The sequence below is a fragment of the Mesorhizobium huakuii genome (assembly GCF_030160235.1).
GTDB lineage: Bacteria > Pseudomonadota > Alphaproteobacteria > Rhizobiales > Rhizobiaceae > Mesorhizobium > Mesorhizobium huakuii.
Genome location: NZ_BSNY01000027.1, coordinates 37,117 through 50,412, shown reverse-complemented (window position 1 = coordinate 50,412; position 13,296 = coordinate 37,117). Strand labels below are relative to the sequence as shown.

General features: G+C 65.0%; 13 protein-coding genes. 8 read left to right on the top strand and 5 right to left on the bottom strand.

What is annotated here, in order from left to right:
• The first annotated feature begins 11 nt into the window (after positions 1 to 11).
• Together QQK95_RS14320 and QQK95_RS14315 are read left to right on the top strand one after the other, a co-directional pair.
• On the top strand, positions 12 to 1,115 hold the full coding sequence (locus QQK95_RS14320) for a FecCD family ABC transporter permease (protein ID WP_284273427.1): 1,104 nt from the start codon (positions 12 to 14) through the stop codon (positions 1,113 to 1,115).
• Positions 1,116 to 1,130: 15 nt separating this feature from the next.
• A complete protein-coding gene (locus QQK95_RS14315; protein ID WP_284273425.1) occupies positions 1,131 to 1,922 on the top strand; it encodes a heme ABC transporter ATP-binding protein in 792 nt (263 codons plus the stop codon).
• Between the two features lie 154 nt (positions 1,923 to 2,076).
• Here the strand turns inward: QQK95_RS14315 and rirA are convergent, their stop codons facing one another.
• On the bottom strand, positions 2,077 to 2,538 hold the full coding sequence (rirA, locus tag QQK95_RS14310) for an iron-responsive transcriptional regulator RirA (protein ID WP_199649022.1): 462 nt from the start codon (positions 2,536 to 2,538) through the stop codon (positions 2,077 to 2,079).
• Between the two features lie 300 nt (positions 2,539 to 2,838).
• Between rirA and QQK95_RS14305 the strand changes: the two genes are divergently transcribed.
• The 3 genes from QQK95_RS14305 to QQK95_RS14295 all read left to right on the top strand — a co-directional run bounded on the left by QQK95_RS14305 (position 2,839) and on the right by QQK95_RS14295 (position 5,419).
• A complete protein-coding gene (locus QQK95_RS14305; RefSeq protein WP_284273418.1) occupies positions 2,839 to 4,134 on the top strand; it encodes a DUF445 domain-containing protein in 1,296 nt (431 codons plus the stop codon).
• Positions 4,135 to 4,234: 100 nt separating this feature from the next.
• A complete protein-coding gene (locus QQK95_RS14300; protein ID WP_284273416.1) occupies positions 4,235 to 4,663 on the top strand; it encodes a phasin family protein in 429 nt (142 codons plus the stop codon).
• A gap of 258 nt (positions 4,664 to 4,921) precedes the next feature.
• Positions 4,922 to 5,419, top strand: a complete 498-nt coding sequence (locus QQK95_RS14295) for a MaoC family dehydratase (protein WP_032930590.1) — start codon at positions 4,922 to 4,924, stop codon at positions 5,417 to 5,419.
• Between the two features lie 24 nt (positions 5,420 to 5,443).
• Here the strand turns inward: QQK95_RS14295 and QQK95_RS14290 are convergent, their stop codons facing one another.
• On the bottom strand, positions 5,444 to 6,919 hold the full coding sequence (locus QQK95_RS14290) for an MFS transporter (RefSeq protein WP_284273411.1): 1,476 nt from the start codon (positions 6,917 to 6,919) through the stop codon (positions 5,444 to 5,446).
• Positions 6,920 to 7,048: 129 nt separating this feature from the next.
• Between QQK95_RS14290 and QQK95_RS14285 the strand changes: the two genes are divergently transcribed.
• On the top strand, positions 7,049 to 7,939 hold the full coding sequence (locus QQK95_RS14285; protein ID WP_284273409.1) for a LysR family transcriptional regulator: 891 nt from the start codon (positions 7,049 to 7,051) through the stop codon (positions 7,937 to 7,939).
• 2 nt (positions 7,940 to 7,941) lie between these two features.
• Here the strand turns inward: QQK95_RS14285 and QQK95_RS14280 are convergent, their stop codons facing one another.
• The gene (locus QQK95_RS14280; protein ID WP_284273407.1) at positions 7,942 to 9,360 is read right to left on the bottom strand and encodes an aminotransferase-like domain-containing protein; all 1,419 of its coding nucleotides are present in this window, start codon (positions 9,358 to 9,360) and stop codon (positions 7,942 to 7,944) included.
• Positions 9,361 to 9,464: 104 nt separating this feature from the next.
• Here QQK95_RS14280 and QQK95_RS14275 point away from each other — a divergent pair, with 104 nt between their 5' ends.
• The gene (locus QQK95_RS14275; protein ID WP_284273405.1) at positions 9,465 to 10,328 is read left to right on the top strand and encodes a DMT family transporter; all 864 of its coding nucleotides are present in this window, start codon (positions 9,465 to 9,467) and stop codon (positions 10,326 to 10,328) included.
• A 21-nt stretch (positions 10,329 to 10,349) separates the two neighbouring features.
• On the opposite strand, the gene QQK95_RS14270 is transcribed toward QQK95_RS14275, so the two are convergent.
• Both QQK95_RS14270 and QQK95_RS14265 read right to left on the bottom strand, forming a co-directional pair.
• The gene (locus QQK95_RS14270; RefSeq protein WP_284273403.1) at positions 10,350 to 11,390 is read right to left on the bottom strand and encodes a zinc-dependent alcohol dehydrogenase family protein; all 1,041 of its coding nucleotides are present in this window, start codon (positions 11,388 to 11,390) and stop codon (positions 10,350 to 10,352) included.
• A 98-nt stretch (positions 11,391 to 11,488) separates the two neighbouring features.
• Positions 11,489 to 11,950: a winged helix-turn-helix transcriptional regulator gene (locus tag QQK95_RS14265; protein ID WP_284273401.1), complete on the bottom strand. Its 462-nt coding sequence runs from the start codon at positions 11,948 to 11,950 to the stop codon at positions 11,489 to 11,491.
• Positions 11,951 to 12,048: 98 nt separating this feature from the next.
• Between QQK95_RS14265 and QQK95_RS14260 the strand changes: the two genes are divergently transcribed.
• Entirely contained in the window at positions 12,049 to 13,293 is a 1,245-nt protein-coding gene (locus tag QQK95_RS14260; protein WP_284273399.1) for an MFS transporter, read from the top strand.
• Positions 13,294 to 13,296: the final 3 nt, after the last annotated feature.

Here is a 13,296-nt window from a genome sequence, read left to right as displayed (position 1 = left end):
GCGGGCATATCATGGTCGATCAATCGATCGCCGGCCTGGTAAAGGCGATGGCGAATGCATCCGAAGGGGACCGCTCGGGCCGCGCCCGCATCGTCATCCTGCTGCTGTGCTTTGGGCTCGCGGCCGCCATGCTTTTGTCGCTGATGTCAGGGGCATCGGATGCTTCGGCCGTCAGCGTCCTCAAGGACTGGCTGCTCGGGGCCGCTCCGAGCGATGCGGCGCTGAGCGCCCGTGACAGCCTGATCATTTACGACATCCGTTTGCCGCGCATCATCCTCGGCATGCTGGTCGGCGCGGCGCTCGCGGTCTCGGGAGCCGTCATGCAGGGGCTGTTCCGCAATCCGCTGGCCGATCCCGGCCTGATCGGCGTTTCCGCCGGCTCGAGCCTCGGTGCGGTAATCATCTTCGTGCTTGGCGCCACGGTGCTGGCGCCGGTGACGACCTTGCTCGGCACGCTTGCGCTGCCGCTGGCGGCTTTCTTCGGAGGCCTTGCCTCGACACTGGTGCTCTATCAGGTCGCGACGCGACGTGGGCAAACCTCGGTCGCCACCATGCTGCTTGCTGGCATCGCGCTGGCGGCCCTTGCCATGGCGCTGACCGGTATCCTCATCTTCATGGCGGATGATCGCCAACTGCGTGACCTGACGTTCTGGTCACTCGGATCGTTGGGTGGCGCGACATGGGCGAAGATCGGTTCCGTCGGGCCGATCATCATAACGGCGCTGGCGGCGATGCCGTTCCTGGCGCGCGGCCTCAACGCGCTGGCGCTTGGCGAAGCGACCGCCGGTCATCTCGGCATACCGGTGCAGCGGCTGAAATACACGGCAATCATCGGTGTTTCGGCGGCCGTCGGAGCCGCCGTCGCGGTCAGCGGCGGCATCGGCTTCGTCGGCATCGTCGTGCCGCATCTGCTGCGCCTGCTGATCGGTCCGGACAATCGCTATCTGCTGCCGGCTTCGGCGCTGCTCGGCGCCTCGCTGCTGCTGCTCGCCGATGCCGTCGCGCGCACCATCGTGGCGCCGGCCGAATTGCCGATCGGCATCGTCACCGCGATCGCGGGCGCGCCGTTCTTCCTGTGGATACTGCTGCGCAAGCGCGGCGTGGTCGATCTCTGAGACCTGGAGGCTTTGATGATCGAGGTGAGGGATGTTTCCATTGATATCGCCGGCAAGCGCATCGTCGGTGGTATCGATTTCGACGCGCGGCCCGGCGAGGTCGCGGCCATCGTCGGTCCCAACGGTTCGGGCAAGACGACCTTCCTGAAGGCTTTGTCGGGCGAGCTCGCCTATGCCGGGCGCGTCGCCCTCAACGGCCGTGACCTTTCGTCGATGAAGCCGGCCGAGAGCGCGGTGCATCGTGCGGTGCTGCCGCAGGCGACGACCCTGTCCTTCCCGTTCACCGTGCGCGAGGTGGTCAAGCTCGGCCTTGTCGGCGGGCGCTCGGGCGCCTTGCCGGGCGAGGATGCGCGACTGCCGGAGCGGGCGCTGGCGCGTGTCGACCTCGACGGTTTTGCCGGACGCTTCTATCAGGAGCTTTCGGGCGGCGAGCAGCAGCGCGTCCAGCTAGCGCGCGTGCTGTGCCAGGTCTGGGCGCCGGTGCTCAACGGCAAGCCGCGCTACCTGTTTCTCGACGAGCCGGTTTCCAGCCTCGATATCAAACACCAGCTGATCATCATGAACATCGCCCGTGATTTCACCAGAAGGGGCGGCGGCGTGGTCGCCATTCTGCACGACCTCAATCTGACGGCCATGTATGCCGACCGGATCTTCGTCATGCATCGTGGTCGGCTCGCGGCCACCGGTTCGCCACAGGATGTACTGAGCGATGATCTGATCGAAAAAGTGTTCGACTGCCGGCTCAGGGTCGGCGTGCTGCCGGCCGGCAACGTGCCGTTCGTGCTGCCGCAATCGTCGGTCAGCTGATATTCAGGTGAGGCCGGTCTGCAAATGGCGGCTTCCTGCGCTTCCGGTACTCACGTACCCAAACGTACGCTCCGTTCCGGTTCTCGGAACCCGCCATTCTCGACTCGGCCTGACCTGAATCTCAACAGACCTACCCAGACGCGGGGAGACTTGCTCACGCCGCCGGGGCGCGGCGCTCCAGCATGTCGATGCCGAGCAGGTTGCGCACGTTCGGCCTTGCCGCCACCATATCGGCGATCGTGTAGCGGGCGAGCACGGCGAAGAAGGCGTTGAGGGCCTCGCGCAGCGCCGAATTCAGCGCGCAGCTGTCGACCAGCGGGCATTCGGCGGCATCGTTCTCGAAGCATTCGGCCATGGCGAAGCTTTCCTCGGTAACGCGTACGACGTCGAAGAGGTTGATCGCCTCGGCGGCGCGGCCAAGCCGGACGCCGCCATTCCTGCCGCGCACCGTCTCGACCAGTCCGTTCTCGACCAGCGGTTGCAGGATCTTGAACAGGAACAGTTCCGACACCGAATAGGCGGTCGCGATTTCGGGGATACGGCTCAACCGATCATTGTTGGCGGCACAATACATCAGGATGCGCATGGCATAATTGGTCTGGCGTGTAAGCCGCATTTTGTCCTCACTAGGCGCCGGCGCGATTCAACCGCGCCTGGTTCCTGAACTTCGCCGCCCGCGGCCCTGATCCCGGAGTTTCGGATTCGCTGCGCTGGCCTTGATCCGAATATGGCCTATACCTTGGAACAATTCCAGACTGGCCGGGCATCATAGATGAATATTCTCGTCAACTTTATGTGCGCAGCCCGGCAAAACACGGGGAAAACCGGCCACTACGGGCATTCCTGCGGTCGAACCACTAGATAGGCCGAGATCGAACCCGCAATCGACCAGAGATCGACGAGGAGCAGTTCATCCATGTCCCAATCGGCTCCGTCCCTGGCGCCAGTCCGTTTCGATGCTGATGCGGCCGCCAAGCTCTCGGCGTTGCGCCGCACCAAATTCATTGCCACGGCCGCACTGGCGTTTTGCGTTCTGGTGTTCATTGTGGCCAAGTCGTTCGAGAACTCCCATCCATGGCTGGGATTCGTCGCTGCCTTCGCCGAGGCGGCGACCATTGGCGGCCTTGCCGACTGGTACGCGGTGGTGGCGCTGTTCAGGCGGCCGCTCGGATTGCCGATCCCGCACACAGCCATCATCCCGGAAAACCAGAACCGCATCGCCGACAATCTCGGCCGCTTCATCGAAGCCAACTTCCTGGCGCCGGAGCCGGTGCGGGAAAAGCTCGCCGAGGTCGATTTTGCGGTGCTCGTCGCCGATTGGCTGACCGATGCTCAACGCGCCGCCGGCCTGTCGCGCTTCGTCGTGCGGCTGGTGCCGCAGACACTTGCCGCCGTCGAGCAGTCGGGCCTGCGCGGCTTCGTCACCAGCCGCATGCTCGAGCAGATCGAAAAGGTGCCGCTGGCGCCGCTGGCGGCAGAACTGCTGTCGGCGTTGACCGACGACCGCCGTCATCAAAAACTGTTCGACGAGTTTATCAAGGTGATCGGCCGCTTCCTCAACGACGAACATGCCCTGGCGACGATGCGCGAGAAGATTCGTGAGGAATTGCCGTCGCTCTTTAACCTGTTCCGTGCCGACGCCTATCTCCTGAAGAAGATAGTCGCCTCGGCGGGCTCCTTGCTTGACGAGGTGCGCGCCGATCCCGACCACCCGATGCGCGCCGAGTTTGATCGTTTCGCGCAAGGTTTCGTCGAGCGGCTGCGGACGTCCAAGCAATATGCAAAGCGTGCCGAGAAGATGAAGCACGATTTCCTCGCCCGACCCGAAGTCAGGGCGCTGGCCGGCGACATGTGGGAGAGCCTCAGCCTGTTCATCGAGCAGGATGCCAAGGCGCCGAATTCGGTGATCCGCGCGCATCTCGCCAACATGTTCGTCGAGGTCGGCCGCCATCTCGCCGGCGATGCGCAGATCCGGGCCGACATGAACCAGGGCTTCGTCGTGGCGTTGGCCTCCTTCGTCGAGAGCCAGAAGAGCGGCGTGTCGAAATTCATCGCCGACCAGGTCAAGCGCTGGGACCTGGCACAACTGACGCGGCTGATCGAGATGAATATCGGCCGGGACCTGCAATATATCCGCTTCAACGGCATGATCATCGGCGGGCTGGCGGGCATCGTGCTCTATACGATCGAGCTGCTGCTCCCGGTCAATTGATGCGCATCGATCGTAAGGCCTGTCTTCGAAATGGACACACGCCAGCCGAGTGCTATGCTCCCGGCGAGGGCACCCGCATTCGCGGCAAAGGGGAGACGTCATGGCAAAACAACCGGAATCCGATTCCTTCATGGACATGTTCGGCAGGTTCGGCCGCGACCTGAAGGTACCCAATGTCGATGTCGAGGCGATCCTTGCCCATCACCGCAAGAACCTCGAAGCCTTGGAGAAATCGGCGCGAGCCGGCGCCGCCGGCGCGACCTCGCTGTTGTCGAGGCAACGCGAAATGCTGCAGGACACGCTGCGCGAGATTGCCGACATGGCGCAGAGCTACCGGGCGCCGGGCAATCCGCAGGAACTGATGGCCAAGCAGACGGAGTTCGCCAGGAAATCGTTCGAGGCCGCGCTCAAGAATGCCGGTGAAGTGGCTGAACTGGCTCGCAAATCCGGTACCGAATCGATCGAAATCCTGCGTGCTCGCATCAAGGATGCGATGGAGGAAATCCGCGCCGGCTACGGGCAGAAATAGGCTTTCGCGGCCTGTCGTTTCGTCTTCGGCAAGACAGGCCGGTTTGCAATTTCGCAACCTTGCGCATAGTTGCATCCGCGCCACGTCATAAGCGCCGGCGCCCCTGGAAGGTGCGAAAATCCGAATTCGGCCTGCCATTGCGCGGCAAGGCATGGCACGATTCAGCCGGAATTCGACGGAACCGATTCACAAGGGGTGAATTGACAGGGGCCATCCGTTCGTGGTCCGGAGGCACGGCAAGCGATCGGGAAAGCAGGAATGAACGAAGTACGGCCTAAAACGCCGCCGACCTACGAGCAGTTGAGAACGATGTCTGGGCAGGAGCTCGGCGTCTCGGAATGGACCACGGTCGACCAGGACCGTATCAACCAGTTCGCCGAATGCACCGGCGACCACCAATGGATCCATGTCGACCCTGAGCGCGCGCGGCGGCAAAGCCCGTTCCGCACGACGATCGCGCATGGCTACCTGACGCTGTCGATCATCGGCGCGTTGGCGCTCGGCATGGGCATCGTGCCGGAAAACACCCAGGCCGCCTTCAACTATGGCTTCGACAAGGTGCGTTTTCTCGCGCCGGTCAGGGCCGGCGCCCGCATCAGGCTGCGCACCGTCCTGCTTTCCATGGAGGACAGGGGGCCTGGCCAGTATCTGATGAAGGCAGCCAACACCGTCGAGATCGAAGGCGAGGAAAAGCCGGCGCTGACGGCGGAAACGCTGGTCATGCTCTATGAGCGCCGCAAACGGGCAGGGGCCTGAGCGTTCGCCCGAGCCCCTGCGATGTCAGGCATTTCGCATTGAATGTCCCAATTGTGCCTGTTTGATCGCGTTGCGAAATGACAACAGCGCGAGCAGCAGCGCTGCCAGCGCCAGGGCCGTTGCGGTCTCAAAGGTGACCTGCATGCCCCGGGCGGCCGCAGCGGAACTCAGAAAGTTCTGTCCCGTTCCTTGGCGAGCACTGTCCGATGCGACCGCGAAGATGGCGCCCATCAGGGATGCGCCGGTGACGAGGCCGAGATTGCGCGACAAATTGAGCAGGCCTGAAATGACGCCGCGCTCGCCGGCGCCGACACCGCTCATGACGGCCGCATTGTTGGAGGTCTGGAACAGCGCGTAGCCGAAGCAGGTGACGGTGATGGGAACGACATAGCTGGCAATGCCGAGTTTCGTCATCGCGAGCGAGAGCAGGAATGTGCCCGTGGCCAGGCCGGTCAGCCCGGCGACCATCATCCGGTGGGCTCCGAAGCGATCGGAGAGCCGTCCAGCCAGCAGCGCTGACAGGGCCGACACAAGCGGTCCGGTCGAAAGCACCACGCCGACCATCGCGGCATCGAGTCCCAACCCTCGCGACAGATAGAACGGCGCGACCACGAGGGTCGCCATCATCACCGTGGCGACGATGAGGCTCATGGCCAGGCTGGCGCTGAGCCGCGGATCCCGGAAACCGGCGAGTTGGACCAGCGGGTTCTTCACCCTCTGCTGGGCGAGGGCGAATAGACCGATGCCGAGGGCGGCCGCAACCAGCAGGCCGATGTTGAGCGCACCGAAATGGCCCCGGCCGAGCGTCATGGCCAAGGCATAGGCGGCCAGCGTCAGGGCCAGCAGGACAGTGCCCATCGCGTCGAACTTGCCTTGAGTGGCCTGCGCTGTCTTGTTGCGGACGGGCAGGGCGCGCCAGGCGAGCGCGAAGGTCAGGAGGCCCAATGGGACATTGACCAGGAAGATCGCGCGCCAACCGAGGCCGGCAATCAGCAGGCCGCCGAGCGAGGGGCCGAGTGTCGTGCCGATCGCCGACATGGCGCCGAGCAGGCCCATGGCGCTGCCGGTCCGTTCCTTGCTTACCGTCTCCGCGACAAAGGCCAGTGTCAGCGCCATCATCAGCGCCGCGCCCAGCCCCTGCACGGTACGCGCAGCGATCAGCAGCCAGAGCGTCGGCGCCAGGCCGCAGAGCACCGATGCGGAGGTGAACAGCGCGATGCCGCCAAGCAGCAGCGGCCGGCGCCCGAACATGTCGGCCAGCCGCCCGGCACTGACGATCAACGTGGTGATGGCGAGAAGATAGGCCAGAACCACCCATTGCACGGCCTGGAACGACGCCCCGAAGGTCTGCATCAGCGCGGGCAGCCCGACGCTGGCAATGCTGGTTCCGAGCGACGACAGCAGCGTGGCGAGCGACAGGCTTGCCAGTGCCCAGCCGACCGATTGGTTCTGTTGCGGGGCTGATATCAGCCCATCCCGATCTTGCGCGGCGACTGTCATGGCGATCTCCTATTCGTTCGCCCCGGAACAGGAGCTATCGGAGATCTAGTCTTGCGGCTGATATGGCGGAAGGCGCAGCATTTGCATCATATCAGTGCATGAGACGCCACATCATGCTATGAGCCGGCGATGACATCGCCTGACCTCAATCTGCTGTTCGCTCTCGACGTTCTGCTGGCGGAAGGCAGCGTGGCCCGCGCCGCGCGCCGTCTGCGCCTCAGCCCGTCGGCGATGAGCCGGACGCTGGCGCGGCTGCGCGAGGAAACGGGCGATCCCCTGCTGGTCCGGGCCGGCCGCGGCCTGGTGGCAACGCCGCGCGCGGAGGAATTGCGCCGTCAGGTCGGTCCTGTCGTCCAGGACGCGGAGGCGCTGCTGCGCCCCGCCGCGTTGCTTGACCTCTCAAAGTTGGACAAGGTCTTCACGCTGCGCACCAATGAAGGCTTCGTCGAGGAATTCGGGCCTCGTCTGGTCGCCCGCATCGGGGCCGATGCGCCTGGCGTGCGGCTGCGTTTCGCGCCGAAGTCCGACAAGGATGTGATGTCGTTGCGCGAGGCGGCGATCGACCTGGAAATCGGCGTTGCCGGCGAAACCGGGCCAGAAGTGCGCATCCAGGCGCTGTTTCGCGACCGTTTCATTGGCGCTGTTCGATCGGGCCATCCCCTGAGCAAGGGCGCGGTGACGCCCGAGCGCTACGCCGCTGGCCGGCACATCAGTGTTTCGCGGCGTGGCCGCGAGAAGGGGCCGATCGACGAGGCCCTGGGCGCGCTTGGCTTGCAGCGGACGGTAGTCTGCATGGTCTCGGGTTTCTCAGCCGCGCTCGCCATGGCGCGTGCCTCGGAGCTGATCGCCAGCGTGCCGGAGCGGCACTCGGCCGGCGCGCGCGCCGGCATGCACAGTTTTCCGCTGCCGGTCACGACGCTGGAAGTCACCATTTCGATGCTCTGGCATCCGCGCCTCGATGCCGACCCGGCGCAACGCTGGTTGCGCGACTGTGTGCGGGAGGTCTGTGCAGGTCGCTGAGATCAGCGCGTCATCGCCGCCTCGAGCACCTTGAAGATCCGCTGGTCTTCGCATTGGGCGACGTTGAAGCGCAGGAAACGGCTGGCCGTTCCAGACAGGCTGAACGCATTGCCGGGCGCCAGCACGACATTATCGGCAAGCGCCCGGCGTGCGACTTCGGCCGCGTCAATGCCATCGGGCAGGCCGCACCACAGGAACAGACCGGCCGGCTGGTCGATCCAGGGCGTGATGCCGATCGCCTTCAGCCGGGCCCCGGTCTCGGCCATGGCGCGCGCGAGCCTCGCGCGCAGCAGATCCATATGCTTGCGGTAGCTGCCGTCCTTGAGCAGCGTCAGCACCAGTTCGGCCGCCAGCCGCCCGCCGCCGAAGGTGGTGGCGATCTTGAGGTCGGTCAGGCCCTCGATCCAGTCGCGCGGCGCAGCGATGAAACCGCAACGCACCGACGCCGACAGCGTCTTGGAGAAACTGCCGATCTGGACGACGCGGTTCAGGCCATCGAAGGCGGCGAGCCTGGGGGCAGGGGCATGTTCGAAGTCGGCGAAAATGTCGTCCTCGACGATGGTCAGGTCCGACTGGTCGGCGAGCTTCAGCAAGCGGTGAGCGGTGACCGGCGACAGGATCGCACCGGTCGGGTTGTGGATGGCGGAATTGGTGATGTAGAGGCGCGGCCGGTGCTCGGCGAGCGCCTGCGCGAACAGTTCGATATCAGGCCCAGAGGGCGTGTAGGGAACGCTGACGACCTTGGCGCGGTGGGCGCGCAGCAAAGCGTGGAAATTGAAATAGCAGGGGTCGTCGACCAGCACCGTGTCGCCGGGTTCGATTAGGAACCGGCACAGAAGATCGATGGCCTGCGTGCCCGATTCCGTCAGCATGATCTGTTCAGGCGAGACTTCGATGCCATGCCCTGCCATGCGCCGCGCCAGCAACTGCCGCAACGGCGGCAGCCCAAGCGGCGTGCCATAATCGGCAAGCGCGGCATCGTCGGCGCGTGCTGCCGTGCGGAGTGCGCGCCGCAGCCCGGCCTGCGGCATCCAGGAGGCCGGCAGCCAGCCACAGCCGGGTTTCAACACCTCGTCGCCGGCGTCCAGCGACTGGCGCGAGACCCAGAGCGGATCGACGGCGCGGTCGAGCCGGGGACCGATCTCGGCCAAGGACAGCGGCGCCAGCGAGCCAGCGGTATAGAAACCCGAGCCCGGCCTGGAGCGGATCGTGCCTTCGGCGGCGAGCCGCTCATAGGCTTCGACCACGGTGGATTTGGACACCTGCATGGATTGGGCGAAGGCACGGATCGACGGCAGCCGCGCTCCCGGTGTCAGGCTGCGCGCGGCGATCCGCTGGCGAATCGTCGCCATGACGCTTTCGACCAGAGTGGGGGCGCCTAGGGTTCGCGCGCTGTCGGTTTCCAAGGCGAGCTCCATCATCTGTACTGCTCAATAGGCCATTACAGTTTCGCTGAATTGTACCCCATTGTCTCTGGCTGCGCCATGGTATCTGCCCGATAGAGGCCAAAAGCATGGAGCCTGGAATGGACAAGACCGCAAGCGGCTGGGTGAACGGATTTATCGGCGTGCTGATTTTCAGCGGCTCGCTGCCGGCGACGCGTGTGGCCGTCATGGATTTCGACCCGACCTTCGTGACATCGGCCCGCGCCGCGATTGCCGGACTGCTAGGCCTAGCAATGCTGCTGCTGTTCCGGGAGAAACGTCCGCTGCGCGGCGATCTGCTTTCGCTGGTGATCGTGGCGCTGGGCGTGGTCGTCGGCTTTCCGCTGCTGACCGCCTTGGCGCTCAAGCACATCACCTCTGCCCATTCGATCATCTTCATCGGCCTGCTGCCGCTGGCGACCGCGATCTTCGGCGTGCTGCGCGGCGGCGACCGCCCCCGTCCAGCGTTCTGGCTGTTCTCGTGCATCGGCAGCGCACTCGTCGCGGGCTTTGCGCTGATGCAGGGTGTGACCGCCTCGCCGGTCGGCGACGGCCTGATGCTCGCCGCCGTCGTCGTCTGCGGTCTGGGCTATGCCGAGGGCGCCGCGCTGTCGCGCAGGCTCGGCGGCTGGCAAGTGATCTGCTGGGCGCTGACGCTGTCGCTGCCGATCATGCTGGTGCTGACGTTTGCGACGCTGCCGCCGTCCTTTGCCGCCGTCGGCTCTCATGCCTGGATTGGGCTCGCTTATGTCTCGCTGTTCAGCATGCTGATCGGCTTCGTCTTCTGGTACCGCGGCCTGGCGCAAGGCGGTATTGCCGCGGTGGGGCAACTGCAATTGCTGCAGCCCTTCTTCGGCCTGGCGCTAGCGGCGAGCCTGCTGCACGAGCAGGTCAGCCCGCTGATGGTGGTGGTTACGCTCGGCGTGGTGGCGTGTGTGTTTGGCGCGAAGAAGTTCGCGCGGTAGTTCGGGAAGCGACGCCCGCGCCTAAAACTTTGTCACCACTCCAATGCCGATGCCCTCGAAACCGCCCATCGCCATCAAGGCTGCAGGCGCCTCGTCGAGGCTGATCTTCTTGCCGACCAGCAGTTCGGGCTTCAGCTTGCCGTTGCGGATCATGTCCATCATCGCCTGGTAGCGGTAGGCCTGCATGCCGTGGCTGCCGAGGATTTCGAGCTCGAAGGCGATGATCTTGTCCATCGGCACTTGCGGGCGGGCGTGCTCGCCCAGCATCAGGCCGACCTGCACATGGCGGCCGCGCCGGCGCAGGTTGGCGATCGAGTTGAACGAGGTGGTGGGGTGGCCAAGCGCGTCCATCGACATGTGCGCGCCGCCATTGGTGATCTGCTTGACCGCCTTGACCACATTCGGCGTCGTGGACGCATTGATGGTCGCCACGGCGCCGATCTTTCTGGCAAACTCCAGTTTCTCCTCGGTGAGGTCGATGGCGATCACATTGGCGCCCATCGAACTGGCGATCATGATTGCCGACAGGCCGACGCCGCCGCAGCCATGCACCGCCACCCATTCGCCGGGCTTGACTCGCCCCTGGTCGACGATGGCGCGGAACGAGGTGACGAAACGGCAGCCAAGGCTGGCGGCGGTGGCGTATTCCATCTCCTCGGGCAGGCGCACGAGGTTGGTGTCGGCATGTTCGATGCCGACATATTCGGCGAACGAGCCCCAGCCGGTGAAGCCGGGCTGCGTCTGGTGCTCGCAGACCTGGTGGTTGCCCGAGGTGCATTCGAAGCAGCGGCCGCAGCCGACGGCAAACGGCACCGTCACGCGGTCGCCGGCCTTCCAGCGGCTGACCCGCTTGCCGGCGGCGACGACGACGCCCGCCAACTCATGTCCCGGGACATGCGGCAGCGTGATGCCGTCATCATGGCCCATCCAGCCATGCCAGTCGCTGCGGCAGAGCCCCGTCGCCTCGACCTTGATGACGACACCATCGGCCGCCGGCTTCGGATCGGGGACGGTCTGGATCGTCGGCGCTTCGCCGAATTTCTCGAAGACGACGGCTTTCATCGGTCACTCCACCCTGTGCATTGTCTGGCGAAACGATAGCCGATTCCCCGGCCGGTCAAGCGGAAATCGATTCCGCCAGGCCGAACCGGACAGGGCGATCAGCTGTTTTCCTGGTCGCGGAAATCGGCGAGCCTTGTGTCCCCGGGATAAAGCAGCCGACCGTCTTCGGCATGTACCTCCAGGCGCTTGATCGGCCGGCCGCTCTCGATGTCGACCATGAAGGTGTAGGGCTCGCCCGGCCCGGAGAAATAGGTCTCGCCCCATTGCCGCAAGGCGACCAGGACATAGAACAGGCCGCGCCCTTTTTGCGTCAGCACATATTCATGGTGCGCGCTGCCGTCGGGCGCTGGAACCGTTTCCAATATGCCATGCGCGACGAGATTGCGCAGCCGCGCCGACAGGATGTTCTTGGCGACGCCGAGGCTCTTCTGGAACTCGCCGAAGCGGCGCAAGCCGTCGAAGGCGTCGCGCACGATGAGCAGCGACCACCAGTCGCCGATCGCGTCCAGCGGCCGCGCGATCAGGCAATCCGCTTCGTGGTGGCTCGTTCGTTTCACCATGGCAATCGTTGGTCCAGCATTGTCATTTCGGTTGCAAGATAAAACTGTTCTGTCTATCCAGCAAGTGGTTTCAAGTTGAAACCTTCGTGGAGAGCGACATGAATGTGCAGGTGGTGAACAGCGCAACGGCAAGCGCGGAGCGGTTCGGTGAGCCGCCGCAGGTCATGCCGGCATCACCACCGGGCCTGTCGGGAATGACCGCGCTGGTCTTCGCCATTGCCTGTGGCTTGAGCGTCGCAAATGTCTATTTCGCCCATCCGCTGCTCGACGCCATGGCGCATGATTTCGCCATCGCGCCGGCCTCGGTCGGCATTGTGGTGACGGTCACGCAGATCGGCTATGCGCTCGGCCTGTTCTTCATCGTGCCGCTTGGCGACCTATTCGACCGCCGCGAGCTGATCGCCGGGCAGGCGGTGCTTTCCGCCGTGGCGCTCATCGCGGTCGGGGTTGCGCCCAACGCCGCGATGCTGCTGGCCAGCCTCGCAATTGTCGGGCTGCTTGCCGTCGTGGTGCAGGTGCTGGTGGCTTATGCCGCCGATCTCGCCGTGCCGGCCGAGCGGGGGCGGGCAGTCGGCACCGTCACCAGCGGAGTCATCCTTGGCATCCTGCTTGCCCGCTTCGTCGCCGGTGTCGTCGCCGACTTCGCCGGCTGGCGCTGGGTCTATCTGGTCTCGGCGGCGCTGACGCTCATCATGGCGGCGGTTCTCTATCTCATCCTGCCGCGCCACGAGGCGGAGCGGCCGCGCACATCCTATCCGCGCCTGCTCGGCTCGGTGGTACTGCTGTTCGTACAGGAGCCGCTACTGCGCGTGCGCGCGGTGCTCGCCATGCTGATCTTCGCCAGCTTCAACGTGCTGTGGGCGCCGCTGGTGCTGCCGCTGAGCACCGCGCCATTTTCACTCTCGCACACCGAGATCGGCCTATTCGGCCTCGCTGGCGTCGCCGGCGCACTGGGCGCACGCTGGACAGGCGGCCTCGTCGATCGCGGGCGCGGGCAACTGGTCACCGGCCTCAGCCTGCTTTTGATGATTGCGGCCTGGCTGCCGATCGCCTTCATGGACCAATCGCTGTGGCTGCTTGTCGCCGGCATCCTCATGCTGGATCTGGCGATCCAGGCAGTGCATGTCACCAATCAGAGCCTGATCTTCGCCCGCCGGCCGGATGCGCGCAGCCGCCTGGTCGGCGGCTACATGATCTTCTATTCGCTCGGCAGCGCGCTCGGCTCCATCGCCTCGACCATGATTTATGGTGCCATGGGCTGGAGCGGCGTCTGTATGCTGGGCGCCGGCATCGGCCTGCTGGCATTGCTGGTCTGGGCGCTGACGCTGCGCGTGGGCCAGTAGAGG

What these genes read in the sequence shown, in the direction of transcription:
- QQK95_RS14305 (WP_284273418.1), top strand. Translation starts at nt 2,839, where the DNA reads ATGTCCCAATCGGCTCCGTCCCTGGCGCCAGTCCGTTTCGATGCTGAT.
- QQK95_RS14265 (WP_284273401.1), bottom strand. Translation starts at nt 11,950, where the DNA reads ATGGTGAAACGAACGAGCCACCACGAAGCGGATTGCCTGATCGCGCGG.
- QQK95_RS14290 (WP_284273411.1), bottom strand. Translation starts at nt 6,919, where the DNA reads ATGACAGTCGCCGCGCAAGATCGGGATGGGCTGATATCAGCCCCGCAA.
- QQK95_RS14275 (WP_284273405.1), top strand. Translation starts at nt 9,465, where the DNA reads ATGGACAAGACCGCAAGCGGCTGGGTGAACGGATTTATCGGCGTGCTG.
- QQK95_RS14270 (WP_284273403.1), bottom strand. Translation starts at nt 11,390, where the DNA reads ATGAAAGCCGTCGTCTTCGAGAAATTCGGCGAAGCGCCGACGATCCAG.
- QQK95_RS14280 (WP_284273407.1), bottom strand. Translation starts at nt 9,360, where the DNA reads ATGATGGAGCTCGCCTTGGAAACCGACAGCGCGCGAACCCTAGGCGCC.
- QQK95_RS14285 (WP_284273409.1), top strand. Translation starts at nt 7,049, where the DNA reads ATGACATCGCCTGACCTCAATCTGCTGTTCGCTCTCGACGTTCTGCTG.
- QQK95_RS14260 (WP_284273399.1), top strand. Translation starts at nt 12,049, where the DNA reads ATGAATGTGCAGGTGGTGAACAGCGCAACGGCAAGCGCGGAGCGGTTC.
- rirA (WP_199649022.1), bottom strand. Translation starts at nt 2,538, where the DNA reads ATGCGGCTTACACGCCAGACCAATTATGCCATGCGCATCCTGATGTAT.
- QQK95_RS14320 (WP_284273427.1), top strand. Translation starts at nt 12, where the DNA reads ATGGTCGATCAATCGATCGCCGGCCTGGTAAAGGCGATGGCGAATGCA.
- QQK95_RS14300 (WP_284273416.1), top strand. Translation starts at nt 4,235, where the DNA reads ATGGCAAAACAACCGGAATCCGATTCCTTCATGGACATGTTCGGCAGG.
- QQK95_RS14315 (WP_284273425.1), top strand. Translation starts at nt 1,131, where the DNA reads ATGATCGAGGTGAGGGATGTTTCCATTGATATCGCCGGCAAGCGCATC.
- QQK95_RS14295 (WP_032930590.1), top strand. Translation starts at nt 4,922, where the DNA reads ATGAACGAAGTACGGCCTAAAACGCCGCCGACCTACGAGCAGTTGAGA.